General features: G+C 66.7%; 24 protein-coding genes. 15 read left to right on the plus strand and 9 right to left on the minus strand.

The window, feature by feature from the left end:
• Nucleotides 1-405 precede the first annotated feature (405 nt).
• From GWK61_RS55890 to GWK61_RS01755, 4 genes are all read left to right on the plus strand, one after another.
• A complete protein-coding gene (locus GWK61_RS55890; protein ID WP_228561582.1) occupies nucleotides 406-732 on the plus strand; it encodes a GNAT family N-acetyltransferase in 327 nt (108 codons plus the stop codon).
• A gap of 204 nt (nucleotides 733-936) precedes the next feature.
• Nucleotides 937-1,143 (plus strand): hypothetical protein, encoded by a 207-nt coding sequence (locus GWK61_RS01745; protein ID WP_194904168.1) that lies wholly within the window; start codon nucleotides 937-939, stop codon nucleotides 1,141-1,143.
• On the plus strand, nucleotides 1,140-1,499 hold the full coding sequence (locus tag GWK61_RS01750; RefSeq protein WP_323747363.1) for an ArsR/SmtB family transcription factor: 360 nt from the start codon (nucleotides 1,140-1,142) through the stop codon (nucleotides 1,497-1,499). Before GWK61_RS01745 ends, GWK61_RS01750 begins: the two co-directional genes overlap by 4 nt.
• Before the next feature lie 26 nt (nucleotides 1,500-1,525).
• The gene (locus GWK61_RS01755; RefSeq protein ID WP_323747364.1) at nucleotides 1,526-2,128 is read left to right on the plus strand and encodes a protein kinase domain-containing protein; all 603 of its coding nucleotides are present in this window, start codon (nucleotides 1,526-1,528) and stop codon (nucleotides 2,126-2,128) included.
• A gap of 1,291 nt (nucleotides 2,129-3,419) precedes the next feature.
• Here the strand turns inward: GWK61_RS01755 and GWK61_RS01760 are convergent.
• Together GWK61_RS01760 and GWK61_RS01765 are read right to left on the minus strand one after the other, a co-directional pair.
• A complete protein-coding gene (locus GWK61_RS01760) occupies nucleotides 3,420-3,602 on the minus strand; it encodes a hypothetical protein (RefSeq protein WP_194904176.1) in 183 nt (60 codons plus the stop codon).
• 334 nt (nucleotides 3,603-3,936) lie between these two features.
• Nucleotides 3,937-4,113, minus strand: coding sequence for a hypothetical protein (locus GWK61_RS01765; RefSeq protein WP_194904178.1), 177 nt, complete (start codon nucleotides 4,111-4,113; stop codon nucleotides 3,937-3,939).
• A gap of 305 nt (nucleotides 4,114-4,418) precedes the next feature.
• On the opposite strand from GWK61_RS01765, the gene GWK61_RS01770 reads away from it, so the two are divergent.
• Together GWK61_RS01770 and GWK61_RS01775 are read left to right on the plus strand one after the other, a co-directional pair.
• Nucleotides 4,419-4,829, plus strand: coding sequence for a hypothetical protein (locus GWK61_RS01770; RefSeq protein ID WP_228561583.1), 411 nt, complete (start codon nucleotides 4,419-4,421; stop codon nucleotides 4,827-4,829).
• A gap of 653 nt (nucleotides 4,830-5,482) precedes the next feature.
• Nucleotides 5,483-6,727, plus strand: a complete 1,245-nt coding sequence (locus tag GWK61_RS01775; protein WP_194904179.1) for a globin domain-containing protein — start codon at nucleotides 5,483-5,485, stop codon at nucleotides 6,725-6,727.
• Between the two features lie 90 nt (nucleotides 6,728-6,817).
• Here GWK61_RS01775 and GWK61_RS01780 read toward each other — a convergent pair whose 3' ends face one another.
• Complete coding sequence (locus tag GWK61_RS01780) at nucleotides 6,818-7,273, minus strand: RrF2 family transcriptional regulator (protein WP_194904181.1); 456 nt, start codon at nucleotides 7,271-7,273, stop codon at nucleotides 6,818-6,820.
• 1,028 nt (nucleotides 7,274-8,301) lie between these two features.
• On the opposite strand from GWK61_RS01780, the gene GWK61_RS01785 reads away from it, so the two are divergent.
• Entirely contained in the window at nucleotides 8,302-8,520 is a 219-nt protein-coding gene (locus GWK61_RS01785; RefSeq protein ID WP_194904183.1) for a hypothetical protein, read from the plus strand.
• Between the two features lie 77 nt (nucleotides 8,521-8,597).
• On the opposite strand, the gene GWK61_RS01790 is transcribed toward GWK61_RS01785, so the two are convergent.
• Both GWK61_RS01790 and GWK61_RS01795 read right to left on the minus strand, forming a co-directional pair.
• Nucleotides 8,598-9,251, minus strand: a complete 654-nt coding sequence (locus tag GWK61_RS01790) for a response regulator (RefSeq protein WP_194904271.1) — start codon at nucleotides 9,249-9,251, stop codon at nucleotides 8,598-8,600.
• A 23-nt stretch (nucleotides 9,252-9,274) separates the two neighbouring features.
• Entirely contained in the window at nucleotides 9,275-10,444 is a 1,170-nt protein-coding gene (locus GWK61_RS01795) for a sensor histidine kinase (protein WP_323747371.1), read from the minus strand.
• A 280-nt stretch (nucleotides 10,445-10,724) separates the two neighbouring features.
• On the opposite strand from GWK61_RS01795, the gene GWK61_RS01800 reads away from it, so the two are divergent.
• The 5 genes from GWK61_RS01800 to GWK61_RS01820 all read left to right on the plus strand — a co-directional run bounded on the left by GWK61_RS01800 (nucleotide 10,725) and on the right by GWK61_RS01820 (nucleotide 15,605).
• On the plus strand, nucleotides 10,725-10,865 hold the full coding sequence (locus tag GWK61_RS01800; protein ID WP_194904187.1) for a hypothetical protein: 141 nt from the start codon (nucleotides 10,725-10,727) through the stop codon (nucleotides 10,863-10,865).
• 682 nt (nucleotides 10,866-11,547) lie between these two features.
• Entirely contained in the window at nucleotides 11,548-12,879 is a 1,332-nt protein-coding gene (locus tag GWK61_RS01805) for a sialidase family protein (protein ID WP_194904190.1), read from the plus strand.
• Entirely contained in the window at nucleotides 12,876-13,265 is a 390-nt protein-coding gene (locus tag GWK61_RS01810; RefSeq protein ID WP_194904192.1) for a hypothetical protein, read from the plus strand. Before GWK61_RS01805 ends, GWK61_RS01810 begins: the two co-directional genes overlap by 4 nt.
• Before the next feature lie 459 nt (nucleotides 13,266-13,724).
• Nucleotides 13,725-14,150, plus strand: a complete 426-nt coding sequence (locus GWK61_RS01815) for a hypothetical protein (RefSeq protein WP_194904194.1) — start codon at nucleotides 13,725-13,727, stop codon at nucleotides 14,148-14,150.
• Between the two features lie 111 nt (nucleotides 14,151-14,261).
• Nucleotides 14,262-15,605 (plus strand): hypothetical protein, encoded by a 1,344-nt coding sequence (locus tag GWK61_RS01820; RefSeq protein ID WP_194904195.1) that lies wholly within the window; start codon nucleotides 14,262-14,264, stop codon nucleotides 15,603-15,605.
• A 981-nt stretch (nucleotides 15,606-16,586) separates the two neighbouring features.
• Here GWK61_RS01820 and GWK61_RS01825 read toward each other — a convergent pair.
• Nucleotides 16,587-17,114, minus strand: coding sequence for an RICIN domain-containing protein (locus GWK61_RS01825; protein WP_194904197.1), 528 nt, complete (start codon nucleotides 17,112-17,114; stop codon nucleotides 16,587-16,589).
• Between the two features lie 273 nt (nucleotides 17,115-17,387).
• Between GWK61_RS01825 and GWK61_RS01830 the strand changes: the two genes are divergently transcribed.
• The gene (locus GWK61_RS01830; RefSeq protein ID WP_194904198.1) at nucleotides 17,388-17,645 is read left to right on the plus strand and encodes a hypothetical protein; all 258 of its coding nucleotides are present in this window, start codon (nucleotides 17,388-17,390) and stop codon (nucleotides 17,643-17,645) included.
• 263 nt (nucleotides 17,646-17,908) lie between these two features.
• Here the strand turns inward: GWK61_RS01830 and GWK61_RS01835 are convergent, their stop codons facing one another.
• The 3 genes from GWK61_RS01835 to GWK61_RS01845 form a co-directional block, all read right to left on the minus strand.
• Nucleotides 17,909-18,208 (minus strand): hypothetical protein, encoded by a 300-nt coding sequence (locus GWK61_RS01835; protein WP_194904200.1) that lies wholly within the window; start codon nucleotides 18,206-18,208, stop codon nucleotides 17,909-17,911.
• A 523-nt stretch (nucleotides 18,209-18,731) separates the two neighbouring features.
• Complete coding sequence (locus tag GWK61_RS59225; RefSeq protein ID WP_194904201.1) at nucleotides 18,732-19,616, minus strand: DUF8426 domain-containing protein; 885 nt, start codon at nucleotides 19,614-19,616, stop codon at nucleotides 18,732-18,734.
• Nucleotides 19,617-19,688: 72 nt separating this feature from the next.
• Nucleotides 19,689-21,071: a hypothetical protein gene (locus tag GWK61_RS01845; RefSeq protein ID WP_194904202.1), complete on the minus strand. Its 1,383-nt coding sequence runs from the start codon at nucleotides 21,069-21,071 to the stop codon at nucleotides 19,689-19,691.
• Between the two features lie 57 nt (nucleotides 21,072-21,128).
• Here GWK61_RS01845 and GWK61_RS01850 point away from each other — a divergent pair, with 57 nt between their 5' ends.
• Together GWK61_RS01850 and GWK61_RS01855 are read left to right on the plus strand one after the other, a co-directional pair.
• Nucleotides 21,129-21,542, plus strand: coding sequence for a hypothetical protein (locus tag GWK61_RS01850; RefSeq protein WP_194904203.1), 414 nt, complete (start codon nucleotides 21,129-21,131; stop codon nucleotides 21,540-21,542).
• 150 nt (nucleotides 21,543-21,692) lie between these two features.
• Nucleotides 21,693-22,085 carry a hypothetical protein gene (locus GWK61_RS01855; protein WP_194904205.1) on the plus strand — a complete coding sequence of 131 codons (393 nt, stop codon included), beginning with the start codon at nucleotides 21,693-21,695 and terminating at the stop codon, nucleotides 22,083-22,085.
• The last annotated feature ends 36 nt before the right edge of the window (nucleotides 22,086-22,121 follow it).

Genomic DNA, 22,121 nt, shown 5'->3' on the forward strand with positions numbered 1-22,121 from the left:
CTGAAGACGAGCCGCACCCGAAGCGGTTCGTGGACCGGGAATTGTCCAGGCTCCGCCGCGAATCATCCCCCGGACTCCGGTGTCAATGACCTTCCACGCGGCTCCGGTTCCCGCGGATATCGATCCCCCCGGGTCCGGGTATTTCGGACCCACAAACGGAAACCGGGGCGTGAACCAGGGAACGACTCGAAACGCCAGCTCCGACCTGCGGGTTCCTGCTTCTCGCCGTGGCGGGTTCACGCTGGTCTGGGACATGGCCGAACACCATCGCGGTTTCAACGGTCGCGCGTTGTGTGTTCCTTTCCGGCCGTCGAAGAACGACTCAAAGGGCCCGCGCTCCTGCTCGATGTCGTGCTGCGGCTGGCTTGCCGCCGGACTGCTGCCTGTCCGCGTTCAGCGTCCACGTTGATCTCGCCATCGCCCTGGCCGCATGCGGTGCTGTGCGGCGACCTGAAGCTGTCCGACGGTAGCGGCGAGGTCCTGTACTGGCTGCTGCCCGCAGCACGTGGCCGCGGCGTCGCGGTCGCCGCGGCCCGGCGGATCAGCCAGTGGGCCTTCGACGACCTCGGGCTGCACCGTCTGCGGCTGTGTCACTCGGTCGCCAACGACCCCTCCTGCCGGGTCGCCGTCAAGGCCGGATTCATCCTCGAAGGCACCATGCGCAGCGCTCTATTGCACGAAGACGGATGGCATGACCAGCACCTGCACGCGCTCATCGCGGACGACGGCTGATCATTGCCGTCCCTGGTCACCCGTCTCGCCTGCATGTCGAATTGATGATTCCTTCAATCGGGTACATGATGTCCACGCGGGCCCCGGGTCCGCCTCCCGACAGCTGAATGAGGGTGCCAGGTACCGGTGCCTCGCGGTCGGCCGTGCCTGTCGGGGGTGCGGTCGATGCTTCTAGGCGGTTCGAACAGCAGGACAAGGGTGGTCGTGGAAAAGACCGAACAGATCGCCGAGGTACTGATCGCGCGGGTCGAGGTGGCGCGGCGACGTCTGGCCGACGCCGCTGACACCGCCGATCTTGCGGGGGTCGCGTCGGCGTTGGACGAGTTGGAGACGGCGCACGGCCTGGCCCGCAAAGCCGGGATCACCGTCCCGCGACCTGCGACCGCCAAGGATGAGGAGTCGGAGAAGTGAAGCCAGTCACGGTTCCGCTCTACCAGGCCAAGGCCGAGTTCTTCCGGATGCTCGGTCATCCGGTGCGCATCCGAGTACTGGAGCTGCTGTCCGACGGGCCCGTGCCGGTCCGCGAGTTGCTGGCCCAGATCGAGGTCGAACGCTCCAACCTGTCCCAGCAGTTGGGGGTGCTGCGTCGCTCGGGTATCGTCACCTCGGTACGTGAGTCGGACACCGTCGTGTATTCGCTGGCCGGCCCCGACGTGGTCGAGCTGCTGCGTTCGGCTCGTCGCATCCTCACCGAGTTGATTACCGAACAGCAGAACCTGCTGGCTGAGCTGCGCGAAGCCGATTCGACGACGGGTACCGACGCGTAAGCACAGGCGCCGCCGCCTGTGCCGCAGTGGAACGGACAGAGGAGGTTCCCGCCCCACTGCTCCTGCCCGCAGATCGTGACCGGCCACGACTATGGCGAGGCCGCTGCCGACGGTCGCGTCGTCCCATCCCGTACCTTGTCATGGAGCCCCTTGCCGGCCGGACCTTGGCGAAGGTGCTTGCCGACGATGACCTGCCCACACCTGCGCTGGCGCTCGCCTGGGCTGTGCAGATGTGTGTCGCACTGGAGGCTGCTCACCGTGCGGATGTCGTGCATTGTGATATCAAGCCCGGCAATGAGATGGTCACCGCGGATGGTGTCGTGAAGGTGCCGGACTTCGGCATCGCCCGATTCGTGGCAACGGAGTCGGCACAGGGGACGTTGGCGGCGACCGGCACTATCATCGGATCCCTTCCCTATACGTCCCCGGAGCAGGCGGACGGAAAGAAGGCCGATGCGCGCCGCGGTCTCTACTTCCTTGGCTGCCTCCTCTATACCCTGCTCACAGGTCGGCCACCGTTCACCGGTGACTCCCCGGCCGCGGTGATAGCGCAACACCTACGAGCCGTGCCGCAACCTCCCAGTGCCGGGGCAGCACCTCCCGGCTCAGCTGGACATGCTTCTGAGTGACATGACCGCGAGCGTGCCCGTGTGCGGTCGGGTAGCTGGTCTGAGTACCGATGCCAGGGCGTCGATGAGGTGTCGACAGCGTCGGCATTGATCAGCCCCGCCATACAGCCGACACGGGTCGGCGCCGGAGCCGACGAAACAGTGCCCGCCTCCGAAGCGGCGTCCCCACAACGGCGAACCCGGCGGCCGCGCCGCGGGTTGGTCAGGACACGGTTGTACTACTCGTTTGTCTGCTCGTGCTCGGAAGGCTCTGTTCGCCAGGCGTGTACGCCTGGCGCGCAGTCACTACTACGGAGGTGAGAATAATGGAAAGTCGGTGATCTACCACGGATTCCATCTCTCGATCGTCGAGATCCACATGTCGAACGTCTATTCGACTACCGTGCGGGTGCCGTTGCCCGGCCGCCTGCCCGAACACGTGACGAGGTTGAGCGAACGATGGCCGTAGACAGCGTCGCGGAAGCGCAGGCCGTCATGGGCAGGCTCACCCTTTCTCACAAGCAGTTCTGTGCGGCGCGGCCAACCGATTCACAGACTTCTGCGATAGCCTGCGATTCCTAGCCCAGGCGCCTGGCTGTGGACTGACACAGGTCCGCATCAGGCCCCTGCTTCTTCCGGCACCGCCACTGTCCGGCCGCTTCATCCGAGCAGCATGCATCGGCGATCGGTGGGTTGGATGTGCTGTGGAGTATCAGATTCAGTTGCGCGGCGTTCCACTCTTGATCGTTCATTCCGGGTACCAAGCGCCCGTCCGAGGACCAACTGCGTGCCAGGGACTGAAAGATCGGCGTGTCGGACGTTTCGGAACCCGCAGTGTGATCAGTGTTCACGGTTTCCTGACGCGGCAACAGCTTGGCATTCATCGACATGCCAGTCTCAACGCCGCTACTGCCGCGAAGGTCACTACAACCCTGGACGGCTATGCCGGACGGGTGACTTGTACAACGCTGCCGAGGTTGCCTGGCTGTGAGCGAGGGCGTAGCCCTCGATCTTCTTGTTCGATTTGTATGTTCCCTCGATGTCTCCTTCATACGAAGTCGCGTCCGGACCTCGGCAGCGACGGCACGAACCGGACATGTATCAGGCTATTGAGTATGAAGAACGGCACCCGGGCGGCGCCGCCCACCGCGGTGGCAAGCCGGCGTTCGGCGGCACGCTTGCCCCGGCCGGGGAGACGCACCGGCTCGGTGAGCGGGTTGGACTGATCGGATATGGGCGGGATCCCTTCTCACGGCTTTCCGGATCGGTTGCCGCGGGTCGCTCTTCCGGACCGGCTTGTAACGGTCGCTGTTCAGTAGGCGACGGAAACGGTGGTGAACTGGATGTCGGGGTCGTAGCCGAGCGCGAGGTCGCAGTACGCGTCGAGGTGGGCCTGCAGTTCCTGGGCGTAGGGCAGTAGATCCCGCATCCGGGTCATGGCGGTGACGGCCAGGATGGTGTCGTTCCAGGAGCCGCCGACCATGCCCCAGCGCACTTCCGAGGTAGCGCGGCAGGCTCGCCGGGTCGTGCAGCAGGCACCGGCGTCGTTCGAATTCGGTCTGGGCGCGGGCCTCACTGGCCTTCTCACGGGCGTCGTCGGCGTCGCTGCCGAACCGTCGGATCACGTTGGCCATGCCGTGCACCAGCAGTCCGAAGGCGAGATAGGTCAATGTGTTGCTGACGACTTTGCCGCGCTTCGCGCTGTGCCCCACCGCGGGATAGCTGACCGCGAGCTATCCGGCCGCAAGCAGACCTGCCTGCAGGGTGTGGGCCCGCGACCGGCAGGCGACCGCCGCAGCCACGGTGAAGTTCACGGTGAGAGCTGGCGCTCACCCCGCCCACGTGGCTACGCGCTCGTCAACGGATACGTACGGTGGCTCGGCCAGGAAACAGGTCAGGCCCAGCGCGGTCTCGGTGACGGCCCACCGCAGGCTGATACAGTCACGGCGCCTGATGATGCAGGCAATAACGATGACCGATTCCACCGCCACCAGGTCGAGCAGCATGGCGCTGAGCAGGGGCCGCGACGAACGGGTGAAGGCGTCGGGGGCCGCGAGCGGGATCAGGGTGCCGCCACCCGACCACGGTTGCGATGACCGCGATCTCGGCTCCGTTGCGCGTCGTCGGCAGGATGCCGCTACCCGATCGCGACGACCCCAGGGCGACGCGGTACCATGCTGGATCGCGCGGTTCCGCCACTTCGCCTTCCTGGCCCACGGGTCCTGCCTGGAGTACATGTCTGCCGAACGTTTCGACGTCCAGGTGCTGCTGGCCGGCGACGTGTGGGGGCTGGGTGTCACGTTGTACAGCAGTGTCGGTGATGGGCTTGGCGGCCTGGGTGCTGACCGCGAGTCTGGGCGGCTACCTGGCAACTGTCTGGTTGCGTCACGGCGGGCTGCAGCAGCGGCGGGCCGGGGTGACCCGGCTGCCCATGTGGCTGGTGACCGGACATGCGGTGCTGGCAGTGACTGGTCTGGGCGCCTGGATCGACTATCTGCTCAGCGGGACGCTCCCGGCAGCCTGGGCGGCCTGCGCGATCATCGTGTTGGTCGCAGGTCTGGGCTTCACCATGCTGTTGCGCTGGCGGCCCAGCCACGGTCGCCATGCGCATACCGAAACCACAGCCGAGCAGCATTTCCCGCTCGCCGCCGTCGTCGCTCACGGTATGTTCGCGGCGGTGACGATTCTCCTGGTGCTCCTTGCCGCGGAGGGTAAGCCCTGACCTGCCGAAAATGGCAGGCGACGTCGCAGGGCATCCCTACCGGCGCGGCCACCCTCGTGGCTTCGCGGATGGCGCAGACGCGGTGGGCCGCGGAGCGGGGAACCGTCTGGCCGGCCGGGACCAGGTCGGTGCGGCGGTTCAGCCGAGGGCTGATGACGGCCGGCTGCCCCGTCAACAAGGCGACGGCGGCCCCGCTGGAGCCGCTGGCGCTCGCCATGACCGTCCGACCGGCGTCCGAGCCGGCGCATGCTGATCGTCGGGGTGCGGTATCGGGTCCGGACCGGGCTGCTCCAACGTGACCTCCTAGAGGAGTACGGGTCGCGGCAGACGGCCTGTAGCGTGTTCCCGCGTCGGGGTACGTCAGGACACTGATGCTCGCCGAGTTCGAGGCGGCTGGAGCCCGGTGACATCCGATGGCGAGGTCCGCTCCGGTCGGCGGCATTGCGTGATCCGCGCCACGACAAGCTGCGCCGTGCCGTGGATCGGGAGATCGACCGGCTCGATCCCGGCCCGCCGCCGGTACCGCACACGCAGCGGCGAGTCATGAGCGGGGGCCGCAAAAGTGGAGTCTTCCGTGCATGTTAACGTCGAAACCGGCCACTGATCCGAGATCATCCGGCGTCGGCCACGCCCCCGCACCTGCTGGAGTCACCTTGCTTTCCGAGAAGTCCGCCATGACCGTCCGCGCCACCCTGCCCGCTGTGGGAGCAGCGATCGGCGAGATCACCGAGCGCTTCTACGACCTCCTGTTCGCCGCGCATCCCGAGCTCCTGCGGGACCTGTTCAACCGCGGCAACCAGGCGTCCGGTGTCCAACGGCAGGCGCTGGCCGGGTCGATCGCGGCGTTCGCGACTCACCTTCTCGACAATCCGGATGCCCGACCGGACGCGATGCTGTCTCGAATAGCCCACAAGCACGCTTCACTCGGCGTGGACCCGGCGCAGTACAAGGTCGTCCACGAGCACCTGTTCGCGGCGATCGCCGAGGTGCTCGGCGACGCCGTGACGCCAGAGGCGGCGCAGGCCTGGGACGAGGTCTACTGGCTGATGGCCAACGCGTTGATCGCGCTGGAGGGGCGACTGTCCATGGAACACGGCGCACTCCGTGGCGGGACTTGGTCGGACTGGGAGGTCGTCGAGCGGCGCCGGGAGACGGACGATGTGGCGTCGTTCGTGCTCCGCCCTGCGGATGGCCGACTTCCCGGGTCGTTCCGTGCCGGCCAGTACGTCTCTGTTCAGGTCGAATTGGCGTGCGGGTCGCGGCAGATCCGGCAGTACAGTCTCTCTTCAGCGCCGGGCGCCGGGACATGGCAGATCAGCGTGAAGCGCGAGCGGGGAAGCGAGAAGGGCGGTATTCCGGCCGGCGAGGTCTCGAATCATCTGCATGACGCGGTCTGGGCCGGAGATGTCGTGCGGCTGTCGGCACCGTTCGGCGACCTGGTGCTGGACGCGGTGGGTGCGGAGGACCTCGCCGAGCGTCCCCTGGTCCTGGCGTCGGCCGGCATCGGGGTGACGCCGATGGTCGCGCTGCTGGCGGACCTGGTGGACCGGGGGCACGAGGCGCCGGTTCTCGTCGTGCACGCCGATCGTAGTTCCGACGCACACGCGCTGTGCGAGGAGCAGAGCGCGCTGGCGGGCAAACTCGCGGATGGCAACGCGCAGTTCTGGTACGAGGACGGGGTCGCGGGACTCGGCGAAGCACCGTGGCGGGACGACGTGCGCAGCGGACGGGCCGACCTGACGGAGTCCGACATCCCGCCCGGCGCCGCAGCGTTCCTTTGCGGACCGCTGCCGTTCATGCGCACCGTGCGCGAACAACTGCTCGCGAAGGGTGTTCCGGCCGCCGATATCCACTACGAGGTCTTCGGCCCCGATCTCTGGCTCGCCGCTGCGGCGTAACCATCGACATGGCGGTGCGCTCGGCCTGTTCAGGGCGGCGCCGCCGACCCGTCTGTTCCCGAGATCGGATCCGGGTCCTCGACCACTCGCTCAGGAGCCGCGTCGGCCGATCGCCAACAGCAGCGGTCCGGTCGGGGCGGCGACCACGTCCGCGACCGACACCTCGTCCAGCGACGCGTAGAACGCCTCCTGCGCCGTGCTCAGCGCCGACCTGAGCCGGCATGCCGTGTTGATCGGGCATGACGCCTCGCCGTCCATGCAGGCTGCGAGGTCGCCCGAGCCCTCGAAGGCTCGGACCACAGCTCCCACCGAGGCGGCGCGGCCCGCGGGCGTCAGCACCAGGCCCCCGCCCCGTCCCCGCCGGGCCTGGACCAGGCCGTATCGCTGGAGCCTGCCGACCACCTTCACCATGTGGGTGTAGGCCGCGCCCGTCGACCTTGCAGCATCGCGCGTAGTCGGCAGATCGTCCGGGTCAGCGTCCCCCGGCACGACGGCCAGACTCATCAGCAGGCGCAGGGCCAGGTCGGTCGACTTCATGAGACGCATGTCCCGAGCTTACGGCGTCGATGACCGATAATAGGCATTTTGCCGTTCGGGCGGCCTTGTCCTGGACTCGATGAGCCGTTCGGCAGCCGGCGGCGCCGTGATCGGTGGGTCTGAAGGCATGTCGGACGGTTCGTCGGTGAATACTTCGCGGGCGCGTCCGGCAGAAGGAGAACCAGAGGTTGGGATGACGTCAGGACGCGGCCGTCGGCGCTGCTCGTCTTCTTCAGGACGTGTCCGCACCGCGTAGGCGAACTCGTACTTGAGCTGCGTGGAGGCCTTCGTCACTGGTTGCGAGGCGTCTGCACAACTGGGCGGCGCACAGGCCGGCGGCCACGGGCACCGCCTGATCCTAGCTGGCGCATGGCTTCTTGGGGATTGGTGGCCGTGGAGCAGGGACGTCCTCACCTAGGTCTCGGCGGTGTCAGCAGTAGTGGCCGGCCGACGGCGACCTGCACTTCGTGCGGGCAGGTCAAGCGCTGCATACAGGCAGGCACCAACTCGCCGCGGTGCAAGAACTGTTCCGACGAGTTGCGAGCCGAGCCCTGCTCACGATGCGGCCACAAGCGCATCGTCAACTGTCGCGCCCTCGACGGCAAGCCGTTGTGCAAGGCATGCGGTTCAACGGACACCTGTACCGGATGCCAGCGTGTCCTACTGCTGCGCATCCGCACCAACACCGGAGGGCTGTGTCAGACCTGCTACAAGCAAGACGCCTTCGCCCACCACGCCTGCGAGCGGTGCGGCGCTCTCGGATAGCAGCATCGCCTGCGCCCGGCCTGATGCGATCCGCAAGCTGGTCACCGGACCGGATGGCACTGTCCGTGCGGACATCGAGCCGGTAGCTGCCACGCTGATTGCCGCTTATGCCGTCGCCGGCCTGAACTTCGTAGCCCGGCTTCGCACCCAGAACGCCGGGTGCAGATGATGCTCAGGGAGATCGAATGGAGGTGGGTTCGTAGTTGGGATGGCGTCCCTTACCGAGCGGCGTTCGAGGCTGCCCGGTTTGTGGGCGTATCAGCGTCCGCATAATGGCCAGCATTCTGACCAGCACGGATGAACTTTCGGCAAGGACAGGATTTGGAACCCAACAGCTCTGCCATGATGTGCCACGGCGGGCCAGATGCGGGATGGATCTGCGCGCACCGGATGGTGGTTCGAACGTGATCACCTTCCCGGCCCTGCCGGAACGGATCCGCAGGGAACCCGTCCTTGGCGGACTGATCAACGAGAACCGGTTTCCTGCCTGAAACCCCGGGTCACGCCCACAGGCGAGTTTTCAGAGGTACTACAGGCTCTCGGTGCTGAGCCCACCGCCCGCCTTGCCTCATTCCCCGCTGAGCAGTCCGCTCTCGTACGCGGCGATGACGAGTTGGGCTCGGTCGCGGGCTTGTAGCTTGGCCAATAGGCGGCTGACGTGCGTCTTCACGGTGGGCGCGGCGAGGTGCAGTCGGTCGGCGACCTCGGTGTTCGACAAGCCACGTCCGATCAGCAGCAGCACTTCGCGTTCGCGGTCGGTGAGTCCGTCCAGGCTTCGGTGCGGCCCGCGGGCTGGTTCGGGGCGGCGAGTGAACTCTTCAATCAAGCGGCGGGTGACGGCGGGGGCGAGCAATGCGTCGCCGGCGGCCACCACCACGATCCCGGCGAGCAGTTCCTCTGGCGGGATGTCCTTGAGTAGAAACCCGCATGCGCCGGCGCGCAGCGCACCGAAGACGTATTCGTCCAGGTCGAAGGTGGTGAGCATCAGGACTTTGATGTCCACGTGTCGGGCGGTGATCTGCCGGGTGGCCTCGACCCCGTCGAGAAGGGGCATCCGCACGTCCATCAGAACGACTTGCGGTTCGTGCGCGGCACACAGCGCGACCGCTTCGGCGCCGTCGGCGGCGCACGCGACAACCTGCATTCGGGCATCAGTATCGACAAGGACGCCGAAGGCGCCGCGGACCAGTGCCTGGTCGTCCGCGATCAGCACGGAGATCAGCGGGGCGGACAGTCCGGCGGTGTTCACGCCGCTGCGCCTTGGCCGCCGACGTGTCCCTGGGCCGGGATGGGGATCCGGGCTGCGACGCGGAACCCGCGTACCGCCGAGGGAGTGGCGGTGCAGGTACCGCCGTGCAGTGCGGCACGCTCGCGCATGCCGATGATGCCGTGGCCGGCAGGTGCCGGGCTGGCGGACGCGGTACCGGTGCCGTCGTCGATGATTTCCAGGGCGAGTTCGTCGGGCCCGTAGTGGACCGTCACTTGGGCGTGATCGGTGGCAGCATGCTTGACGGTGTTGGTGAGGGCCTCTTGCACGATGCGGTAGGCCGAGGACTCGATGCCTGCGGGCAGCGGTCGTACCTGTCCGCTCACTGACAGCTCCACCCTGATGCCCGCGGCCTCGGTGCCGGTGCGCAGCCCTTGCAGGTCTGCCAGCGCAGGGGCTGGCGCGCTCAGGGGCTCGGCAGCGGCGTCCCGCAGAACGCCCAGCAGTTGGCGCATGTCGCGCAGCCCCTGACGGCCGGTTGCCTCAATCGCTGCCAGCGCCTGGCTGGTCTGTTCCGGCCGGGTGGCGGCGACGTGGCGGGCCACGCCGGCCTGCACCGTGATCACGCTCATCGCATGCGCGACGATGTCATGCAGTTCGCGGGCGATCCGCAGCCGCTCCTCGGCCAACGCCCGTCCGGAGGACTCCTTCTCGGCGCGCAGCTGCTGTTCAGCCTGTCGGCGCAGGATCGTCAGGTAGCTGCGCTGCCGGTAGGCGGCCAGTCCGAGGGCCCAGCCGACGGCCTGCACCGCCAGGGCCGTGGCCGCGAGGCCCAGCGTGCGCCACCAGTCCGGCACGGTGCCGTCGCGGTGCCATGGCGAAAATGCGAACACCGCCACGCAAACGGCGCCGGCACATCCCAACACGGTGGCCGACACTTTCGGCACCCAAGTCGCCGCAATGGTATAGCCCACCAGAGCGACGGTCAGGAACGCGTCTCGCTCAAAGCCCATCAGCTGGCTGGCCGCAGTCGCGGTCACCGAGACGATCAACGCCGTGAGCGGGGCGACCCGCCGCGCGGCGACCGCGACCGCTGCGGCCACAGCCGTCGCCACCGCCACCCATGTCGCGGCGGTGATCACCCGGGCTGGCGTCGGCGACAGGGCCGAGCGGATCAACAGCGGACCCAGCGTGACCGCCACCAGCACGTCCAAGATCAGCACCCTGCGGAACGGGCCGGATGTGATCGGTTCGGCCAGTGGCAGTCCATTCACCTGCATCAGGGTAGCCGTCCCAGCTCAACGCCACATCAGCCCGTGGGTCGACGGTCTCGGTCATACCTGGGGCCGATGGGCGGATGCCGTGCCTCTCGCGTGACCGACGAGGGGTGTACAGGAAAGTCGATCCCCTGCGCTGACGACCCATGGGTGCCGCGCGGGCGAGCCTGGTGCACAAGGAGACCGGTTCACCGACAAGGAGCTCACACCCGTGAAGATCGAGGTAGTGGATGTCAGGAAACGCTACGGCCACGTCGTAGCGGTGGCCGGCCTGATGTTCAGCGTCGAGCGGCCCGAACGGCTCGGGAAAGTCCACCACCATGAGAATGATCCTGGGCCCGGACGGCCCTGACCACGGCCGAACAGGCGGAGTTCGAGCCGGTGACCGCCATCTTCCGCCTCATCCAGCTGATCATCGAAACCCTCGGGGTCCTGGCGGTCAGGTCGGAGTACCCCACAGGCCTGCTTGGACCGGGAAGAACGTGGCGAACGACAACACAAGGCCGGCGATCAGTGCGACCGCGCCGCTGATCCACACCACTTTTTCTGCCGCCCCGCAGCGCCGAACCGTCCTGGCGGCCAAAGCCGTCGTGATCGGCTTCCCGCAGCCGACCGGAACCGGTCTGGCGGGGGCATCCCAGCGTCGTCCGGGCCCTTCTGGCCGCGGGTCTCAACCTCATGGTGATCGTGCTGATCGGACTGGGAGTCGGCGGGCTGACACGCACCGCCGCCGCACGCATCACCGGCTTGTACGCCCTGGTATTCATCGTGCCTCGCAGTCGTCTCGGCCCTGCCGTCACCGTGCAACCTGCGGATCGGTAAATGGCTGTCGGTCGACCTGGCAGCCCTGGTCACCGGATTGCACATCCAGACTCGGGGGTTGTCTAGCCCGGCATCCCCGGTCACGCTGCTCGCCCACCCGATCGTGTTCCTCGGGGCCGCCGCCTGGCGACTCGGCCGCACCGACGCATGACCAGGTAGTCGGCGAACCCCATCGCACTCACCGACACGGCACATCAAAGGAGAGACACTCGATGAACGACTTCGCCCCCCGCCTGACACGCCGGACCCTCATCGGCTCCGCCGTCGCAGCGGCCGCTTGTACAGTCCGTGCAAACCACGCAGCCAGCGCAGCGGCAACAGCAATGACGACCACTAGGACGAGCGCGGCGCAGGCAGGCAGCAACATCCAAGCCAGCCACGACGCTTTCAGCTCGCATCTGGAACCGTACATCGCCGTCAATCCCCGCAACCCGCGTAACCTGCTCATCGCCTCGCGGGCCAAGCAGGGCACTGCACTCGGATTGGCCACCTACGCCTCCTTTGACGGCGGCGCGAACTGGCGGAGCAACGGCCCGCTGCCCGGCTTCACACCGGACTTCGACGCAAACCCCACTATCGCGTTCGATCCGCGGGGAAGGGGATTCGTCTGCGCCGTGGTGGGCGACCGGCAGCAACAGGGCAATGCCCTGGTCTGGCGCACCGACGACGGCGGACGAACCTTCCATCCCCCGGTCACCGCAGCCGCCGGCTACCTGGACCACCCGGGGCTGGCCGCCGACCCGACACCCCGTCCGTCCGGGATGCTGTACCTGACCGGGTCTTTCTATAACAACACAGTCAATGGTCTGGTGTTCTCCCGTTCCTCCGACAGCGGACGCACCTTCGAGCAGCCACGTGCGATCGACCCGCAGACCGGCACCCAGGGCCGCGTTCCGGTGATCACTGCCGGGCCGGACGGTGCAGTCCATCTCATGTACTACGTTGCCGCATCCAGCGGCACGGGCCTGGCCAAGGTCGTCTCCTCCACGGACCGCGGCGCCACCTTCGCCGCCCCGGTGACCCTGCCCGTCCACATCGCCTTCCCACCCCAGACGGGCAAAGTGATGACGCGCAGCGGCCCGGCACTGGCCGCAGCGCCCGACGGCAGCAGCCTTTACGCGGCCGCGGCCACCTACGACGCGACGACAGGCACCTGCGAAGTATTGGTGCTCGCCTCCCGCGACCAGGGCGCCACCTGGAGTCCGCCCATATCCGTGGTCCGCAGCAGCCAGGTCGTCTACTTCCAGCAGCAGCTAGCTGTCGATGACCACGGCAACGTGGGCATCTCGCTGTTCGCCCTCGACGCCGGGCGTGTCGAACTCCTGTTCTCCACCGCCCGCCGCGGCTCGGCCCACTTCAGCCCGCCACAACCGGTGACCACCCAGCCGTTCGACCCCGCCCCCGCCGACAACGGGCAGGGCCAATATTGGCTCGGCAACTACCAGGGCCTGACCGCAGGCCCCTGCGCCTTCCATCCGGCCTGGGTCGACACCCGCACCGGAAGCCCAGAAATCTTCACCGCGCCAGTGCTTCCTGCGTCATGATGCTCAACATGGATGTGCGGCGGCTCGCGGCGATCGACATCTTCGGCACCCGCGGCACGAGGCGCCGACGGCGAATCGTCCTGACGGAGTTCATCGGCGGCGCCATCGCCACGGCCGCGTTCGGTATCTGGCTACTGGCATCCTCATCCGGCTTCGGCGCCCAGGTATTCGCCCTGTGGCTCTTGGGCGCGGGGGCGAACTATGTGACGCTGACCGCCTATGCCTTCGCGCTGAGCCGACCCGGTGCCCTCGATACCGAACTGGCTGGTGTGGATACAGACCGGGAACTACACCGATACAGCGCGCTACAGGTCTGGATCATTGTGCCGCTCTCGCTGGTCGTGTTCACGCTACGCGACGCCACGGCGCATAGGACAGGCATCTAAGAGCCCTGCTTTGAACCACCATCGTCAATCACGGATGCTGTCCTGCCGGAACCACCTCCGGCAGGGGGTGCAGATGATGCTCACGGAGATCGAATCGAGGTTGGTTCGTAGTTGGGATGGCGTCCCTTACCGAATGCCGTTCGAGGCTGCCCGGTCTGTAGACGTACCAGCGTCCGCATAATCTTGGCCTATGCGGAAGGCCGGCGTGGCAATCTGAATGTCTCCAGCCGGTTCGGTGCCGCCGCTCGGCGGGCGGCGTGCGTGGCTGCGCCGTAGGCCGCGGGACGTTCCGCCGTGGTGGGCAGCCTCGGCGGGGTAAGGGGCCAAGGGAGTTCACCGGTTTGCCCGATTGGGTCACTGTTTGTTATTTATTCTGGATTCCGTTGGCTCGCTCGGGGCGGGGAGGCCGGGATGGGATCGCTGCTTGAGGTTTTGCAGGCACGCGAACAAGCAGCGCAGATGAGGGCCGACGGAATCAGGGAGCAGATCGCGGCGCTGACCCAGCAGTTGGGCGAGGCCGAACGCGAGCTGGAACGACTGCGGATCGGCCGGGCGGTGGTGGCCGAGGTGCTGGCCGAACAGGACACGACGATGGAATCGGCGGCAGGGCCGTCGGCTGTCCCGGTCGTGCAGGCCGCCTCGCGGTGGGCGATGGTGCCGGTGTTCGCCCCGAACGCCGATCCAGCCGAGGCGTTGGCCGGACTGCCGCAGCCGTACCGGGACGTGCTGGAGGCGATCGACGACGCCGGGGAACCACTGCGATCAGTGGATCTGTGCCGGTCGCTGGGTCTGGGGGTGCAGGCCAGGGTCACCGAGGCGATGCGCGGCAAGCTGAACCGGCTCGTTGAGCGGGGCTGGTGTGTGAGTGGCGAGCCGGGCAGGTAGGGACTGGCCCCTGGCGTTCACGGGCGAATCGGGTGAAAGCACCGCGGCCGACGGGCCCTTCCCTCAGCGTCGGAGGTGACGAACCATCCCGCGCGCAAGGAAGAGCCCGCCGTGTCAGAGTACGCTTTCGCCCCCGATCCCGAAGCCTGTTTCGATGCCGCCCGCGACAGCCTGGAGCAGATGATCTGCGCCGCGCGCGAGCACGGCATATCTGGCGGCTGGTCGGCCGATACCGCCGAACGGGCCGTCCTCGCCGCGGGCCGCACGGTGGAACTGCAGGTGCTGCAAGGCTTCCACGACACCCAAGCCGCCGGGAGGATCGAGCCGCCGGTCGACGTGAACGGGGTGGTCCATCAACGCGTCGAGCCCGGCCACGTGCGACACCAGTCCACCACGCTCGGCCAGGTGGCGGTGCACCGCCTGGCCTTCCGCGCCCTGGGCGCCGAGAACCTGTATCCGGCCGACGCCGTACTGAACCTGCCCGCCGGGCTGTACTCCCACGAGGTCGCCAAGCTCGCCGCGATCGAGTCCGCCCGCGGCTCGTTCCACGACGCCGCCGAGGCCCTTTCCCGGGCGTGCGGCGCCGGCGTCGCCGCACCCCAGGCGGTGCGGGCCATGGCGATCAGCGCGGCGGCCGACTTCGCCGCGTTCTATGACCACACCCCGCCGATGATGAGCGACGCCGCCACGCTGCTGGTGCTGTCGGTGGACGGCAAGGGCATCGTCATGCGCCCGGCCGACCTGCGCGAGGCCACCCGCAAGAAGGCCGAGCGCGAGAAGGCCGCCGGCCGCCTGGGCGAGGACGGGCACGCCGGGCGCAAGCGCATGGCCACCATCGGCGCCGTCTACGACGCCGACCCCGCACCCCGCCGCCCGCACGACATCATCACCCTGGCCAAGGCCGAGAAGAAAAAGCGCAAGAAGAAGGCGAAGAAGAACCGCAAGAAGCGGCCCGGCCCGAAAGCCGTCCGCAAATGGCTCACCGCCTCAGTGGCCGACGACGCCGCCGAAGTCATCAAAGCGGTGTTCGACCAAGCCGAGGCCCGCGACCGGCGAGCACCGGCGCACCTGGGTCGTGCTCGTCGACGGCGCGATCGCCCAGATCGACGCCATCCGCGCCGAGGCCGCGAAACGGAACGCGCCGATCCACATCCTGATCGACGTCATACACGTCCTGCAATACCTGCACCACGCAGCCCACATCCTGCACAACGACGACACCGACACAGCGGTCGCCGAATGGGCCCTGACCATCCTGAACGGCAGATCCGCGGACGTTGTCGACCACCTCGCCGCCGCGGCCGCAACTCGGAACGACCCCGAAGACCGCAAGAAAATCGGCGAGACCGTCACCTACCTGACCAACAAGCACGATCACCTGCGCTACGACACCGCCTTGGCCTCCGGCTGGCCGATCGCCACCGGCATCGTCGAGGGCGCCGGCCCGCCACCTGATCGCCGACCGCCTGGACATCACCGGAGCCCGCTGGTCACTCACCGGCGCCGAAGCCGTCCTCAAACTCCGGGCCCTGATCTCCAACGGAGACTTCGAGGACTACTGGCGCTACCACGTCAAGCAAGAACACCAACGTAACCACACAGCCCGCTACCAGCAGCAATACCATCTCACAGCCTGACCGGCGAAGTCACTCCACATCATCTGCACCCCATCAGGTCTTGGGCAATCTGAGCTCGGCTACCGTCGCCAACCGACGAGTGGCTGATCGGCCTGGAGACCTCCATCAAGGCCCGCATCAAACGAGTAACCGATCCCGAACACCGCAAGGTCCTCTAAAGCCTCGCCGCCTTGCACTATCTACGACGGCCGCGCACTGTCGCCATCCCACTACGCTGTTGACTCCGCCACCACCGCCCTCAACCAGCTGAGCTGGCTGACCGATCGCGGATAGACCCTGCCCACCTGTACGCAACACGACATCGACGACTGGCTCCCCAACGACCAGTTCTCTCGTTCCTGCGGGTTCGTCACCTGAGCCGTTCAGCGGCGACACGTGAACGCCATCGAGATCCCGCAGTTTCCCGGAGCACGACCAGCGCTGGGATCTCGCCCGCCGACTCCTGAACGATGAGTCGGTTCCGGCGGCCGACCGCGTCGCGGGGTTGCTGGTCCTGCAATACGCCCAACGCGTCGTGTGCATCACGCAGCTGACGACCAAGCACGCCGCCATCACCGACGCCAGCATGGAACTGCGTCTCGGCGAGGCACTGATCAGGCTCCCGACAGCGCTCGGAGACCCTCTCAAGAGGCTGGTCGAGGACCGCCGCGAAGCACCAGCGACCGCGCCTGACGAAGCTGTCCGGCTCTATCCCGGCACTCGCTTGGACGGTCGATCACATGCTGGATTCAAGACGCCAGCAACACACGGCCTGGCTACACAGCACAGGTCGCACGCCGTGAATAGCTCAACCGGTGGATCATTTCGCGACGTAGGCGTGAGGCTGGGTGAGCAGCCACTGTTGGGCCAATCTGGGCGGGTCCCTGTCTTCGAACCACGGCTTCCACCGACGCACCGACTCGTCATGAGCAGTGAGATAGCGACCGCTGTGGCAAGCCTGAATCAGGCAACCGACACCGTCGGGAGCCTTCTCAAGCCGCCAGTGCTGCCAGGGCTTTCCGTGCTGGTCCCACATCCACAGCGCCGGTTCCGTCGAGTTGGGTCCCGAGTCCAAGACGAGCCCGTTGGCCGCCGACACGATGTAGATCTCCCCGGCAACACCGGTCGGCTTCAAAGCCCACAGCTGCTGCGGGAGCCCATGCGGCTCCCACAGGTGTGGCTCGCCAGCCGTGCTACGAAGTGCGGTGTCGAGAGCAAGCCCGCAATCACGAGCAATGATCAGAAAAGGGCCGGCAGGTTCAGATGACTTCTTCCGCCGCAATGTCACGTCGATGCCGCCGGCGCTGACGTCCAGCAACGGCAAGCGGAGCTTCACGCTGAGGTCCACGAACCCAAGCTACAGCGCGGTCCAACTACCAGAAGCCTGATTCAGGCAACTGAAATGAATCTGATCCGATCCGAGAGGGCAAGCTCACTCGCCGTATTCCGCAGCCTCCAACTCCCGTGCCTACCAGTAGCATGGCGCACGGTGGGCAGTGCTCTGGCGGAGGGATAACCCATCCCTGGTAGCGGGCGTTGTGAAGAGACCGGCGGACGTCGGTGAGCACTGTTAGGCTCGCTGTCGATGGGGGTTGATGGTGATCAACCAAAGGAATGCGCAATGCCCGAGTACTACACGCTTGTCGAGATGAAGTACTACCAGCGCCAGACCATGCCGCCTGTGACGGACCGTCGTCCGGTGTTGCTCCACGCGTCGCTCGACGCCGAGGGCGGAATTGTTGTTGCTTGCTCGTACCAGGTGGAGGTGGAGAGGGACGTGCCCAGGCGGGACCTGGCCTTCTCCGCTGGGTGGAAGACGGTGGTCCAGAGAGCGCCGGAGTGTCGGGCGTGCGTGGTGGCCATCGCCACGGCGAGCTGATCTTGTCGTGCCTACCGACCGGCAGAGTGGGCGGGCACCAGCTGGAACATCTGCACGAGGAGAGTGTCCGGCGAGCCTGCTAACCCGCTACGCCTATGCGAGGTGCGGAGGTCGTCCTGCCGTCCATGGGCAAGCGGCCATGAATTACGCCCGTGCGCGGCAGGGGTGGAAGGGTCCGCCACGGCTGGGGCGCGGTTGCTTTGGCACCGTGGTCGTCGCGATGTCTTCGACGGCTGCCTGTCTGACGGCCCAGCGGAGCAGGTCTACGCGCGTCTTGAACGGGAAGGCCAGGTCGTAGAGCGTCTCCTGGGGTCGTCGCCGGGCAGCGGAGCGCGGTTCCAGAGGGCCTCTCGTGCTTCGTGGATCCGCCGTAGACGTGCAGGGTCCTGCCGTTCGGCGTTGAGCTTGATTTCTTCGGTGACCGGCGGTCTGTCCGGTCCGAAGACGGTCACATCCCCGATGGGCAGACAGTTGTTCAGGTCGTGCAGGATCGCGAACGATCCGCTTTCCCGCGCGGCTTCGACCCGCCTGAGGGCGGCGCGCAGGCCCTCCTTGCAGGCCATTGTCCCAGGCTGGTTCATCGCGGCACCGGAGCCAGGATGGCCCGGCGGTCGAAGCCGAACGCGCGCCAGGCCATCGCGTCGCCGTCGAGCGGTACTGGCGGCTGCTGCGCTCCCATTTCTCTCGCTCGAAGATCCACGTGCCTGAGTCGGATGGGTCCATGCCGGGACTCAGGTTCGGCCTGCGGGCCCTCGTGGACAAGCGTTGGCCGCCTGCGAAAGCGCGTTGCGGTTTGCCTCCGCTTCCAGCACCCGTTGGAGTATTTCCTGTCGGAAGTCGAAGCCGTCGCGGGACCCTCGCCCTCCCGCAACTGTTCAGCGCGACGAGGGTCTGTCGCGCAGCCTGGTGTCGCGGGTGGACGAGCACCTCCTCAGGCGTCAACCCCGGATCGAACGACCTCTCATGGCCTTATTGTTCTCGTCGACCGTCGAGAAGACGCGGAAAAATTTACGGCCGGTCATACTGTCGGCCACTCACGACGGAAGGTCGGATCAGGTTTTTGAGAGAGATGCCCGTCGTATGGGCCTACTCGCCGTCGATGCCACGCCTGTGCAGCTCGGCGGCTGCTTCACGGAAGAGCGAGCGCCACCTCTCGCCGTCGGCGCTCAGGGTCTTGATCGCATGACAGTTCGGGCAGACGGCGATCATGTTGGCAGGATGGTCACGACCGTTGAGTGCGAGGTCGACGACGTGATCGACCTGGAGTATCGGCTTCCCGGCCTGCGTGAAGTGCTGGAATCGGGGGTGCTCGCACTCCGGGTTCTCGCAGAAGCCGCCGGAACGCTGGATGACCAGCTCGACCGCTTTCGGGTCGCGGTACGGCTCTGTGGTCACGGTGGTGATCGCCTCCGGTCCTACACGGTGTGTGGCGCGGTATTCCAGCAAGCCGACGGCGGCGGCATAGGGATTTCCGCTCAGTCGGTCGAGCAGCCGGTGGAGAGCGCGGCGGTTGTCGGCGCTCTCGAGGCGGTAGATGGTGCTGCGGGCTTTCATGACCCCGGCCAAGTCGGCAGTGGGGTCTGCTGTGCCGAGCCAGCGGACGGAACGACGACGTAGGTAGCCATCTTCGTCGGCGTCCGGATCACCGGTCAGATCGTAGAAATCGCCCGAGACAGCGCCGAAGCGGATCTTGCCGTGGTCGACGACGGCCACGGTGTCGTCGATCCGCATGACGTTGATGAAACTGCCGATCATGGCGGCGGTCCGTTTGACGCCGGCTTCGGTCTTGTCCGGGTAGCACTTGGCGACCCGGGCCTCCAGCTCGGCGTGCGTGATGCCGGAGTGCAGGCGGCCGGTGACCGGATGGAATCCGATGGCGCACACGCCAGAGCTTTCCCACTGCGGGAAGCGGTCCTCACCGACTTTTCCAGCGCGCATGACCCAGACAGTGCCCGTCTCGTTTGGAGACATAGTCCGGGCGTCCCCTTTCGCTTCACGAATGTGTGATTGAGGCGTGCCGCGATCGCTCGGCAGGCCTCCTCGTCATGACGGACTGCCCGCCGAGGCTGCCGGCTGGTCAAACGGCCGCCCTAACACGTTCGGCGGCAGCAATTCAGGCTGGAGGCCTCGGACTACGGCCATCAGAAGGAGTCCTGCCGACGCGAGGGCTGCGATCCAGACACCGGGCAGCACTTCGACCCGCACCATGCTGTTTGCGCTGGTCAGAGATGGCAGCGACCAGTGGAACGCGTTCGCGACCTGCTCAAGGGTGAACGGCCTTTTGAGGAGCACGGTGACGCACGGGGCGACTGCGCATACAGCCGCGGACAGATAGAGGCCGGCTGCGAGGGCCGAGGAGCTGATGCATGCGGCGAGGACGCCGATCGCGGCGACCAGAGCCGTGAACGTGAGCGCCTGGACGACTCGCTGCCCTGGCTGCTGCGAAAGCGAGCAGCATGGCGCGAAGTCGTACGTCTGGGGTGTGCCCCTGCTGATATAGGTGAGGACGTCCCGGCTCCACGGCCACCAATCCCCAAGAAGCCATGCTCCAGCTAGGATCAACCCAGCTGCTGCCCAGGTTCCAGTGGTTCGGGTTCGGACCGGAGCCAGATCCCCAGACCGGCGCAGGGCGGTGGTAGCAACGCAAGCTGCGCCCATGCTGGCCGCCGCCCAGGCAGCCCCCAGATAGAAACCGGCGCCGGGCGAGTCGTAACTGCTGGTTCCCGCGGCGGTACCGCGCAGCACGTCACCGACGTCGACGACGAACAGGGTCAGGAAGAGGAAGCCGCAACCGACGACCATGCCAAGGCCCAGCCGGGCTGTTTTGCCGACAAGGACCAGGGCGGCGGCTATCAGTAGTGCACCGACGAGGACCAAGTTGTAAACCAAGCTGGCGGGCGAGTCATGGAGCGTCACGCGCGCGGCGTCGGCGCCAACGTATGAGTAAGAAGGAAACAGCGCGATGAGGTTGAAGACTGCAGCGACCGCCGCCATCGCACCCGAGACCAAGCGCAGCCGCCGATCGATGGGCAGTTCCGTCGGCGACGGTGACCGGACCACCTGACGAATAGCCTGCTCCCACTCGCGCCCAAAGATGTGCGGCGTGATGTATCGCAGAATTTTGCCGCTACTGAGCGCGATGGTGAACTCTGGGGATACCGGCCGCCATGACCGCCGAACGGTGGCGATATCAGCGTAAGCCACCCTATGCTGTTCAAGGCTATCGCTGTATACGTAGCCAGACTTAGTGAGAACCACGAATCCGTTGGGATCGGACGGTCTGCCGTCGCCCTTCATGCATCCGGGACCGCTGGCGAGCGCGTCATCCAATGACTCCCCGTCAACGAACAGATGCTGAACGGCGGCTGCTCTCTGCTGCGTGCGCTGCCACAGGATGAGCTGAGCTTCCGAGGGGGGTATCACCACGGCGGCACCGTACACCCTCCCCGGGTCGTCTCGCAGCGGTTGCCTCGTCAGCGCACCATGGTCGACGATGACGCCCTGACCGGGCTCACCTTCGCCACCGACACGGTTTCGGCGGACTGGTTCGGGGGGAGTGAACAGCCACCTTCTCCACGTGTTGACGGTTCGACGCGACCAACGGCTTCGGCCGTGGCCCTTGACAACTGGTCGGCAGAGAAGTCATGGACGAGGCGTACCTGGTCGGCGTACGACAACCTCAGGCGTGTGGAGCATGGAGCTGACGTTCGCAGTGAGCAGCTTCAGGGAGAGGACCAGGGCATGGATGTTGTGGTCGACTCCGAAATCGACGATCTCCTCGGTCCCGGTCACCGCCGACGTTTGATTTGCCTCGCCGACGCCGCCGGTGTTTTGCCTGTCGTGGAGGACGGCTCAGGGCTGGGAATGGTCGGCCGGCCGGTTGTGGCAGAGTTCTGATGTGGCGACACGTGACACTGGCCGGTGCTGGTGGACTGATCGGGTGTGGCTGCCGCCGACTGCGTACGCAAGCGGATTACGAACTACCATGATGGACATCTCTGCGCAGCGACCACCTCTTGAATCCAGACCAGACCGATGGAGTGTGACATGGATGTTTCAGCGCTGCTCCTTCCGGGAGCACAGAAGGTCGCCACCGCCATGCTCGGCGATGCCTGGAATGCGACACGCGACGCCATCGCACGCCGATGGGGCAGGGGCGATAAGCAGGCTGTTGACAAGGTGGCTGCCGACCTGGAGGTTTCACGCACCCGGGTGCTCGCGCTCGCCGGCGGCGATGCGCCGGACGAACGGCTGCTGACCGCGTACTGGATGGGCTATCTGGCGGGGGTCGCAAATGACCACCCCGACTGGTTGGAGACGCTCGCGGACGTCGTCACGCCTCAGGCCGGGACTCCGCGGACGGGGGGCATTGTCAACACCGGCGAGATCGGGAAGTTCGTCAAGATCGACGGAGACGTCAACGGCGGACTTCGGATGTGATCTTCATGCACTGGTGGGAGGCCGAAGTCGCGCTAC

It is taken from the genome of Catenulispora rubra (assembly GCF_015356825.1).
Classification (GTDB): Bacteria; Actinomycetota; Actinomycetes; order Streptomycetales; family Catenulisporaceae; genus Catenulispora; species Catenulispora rubra.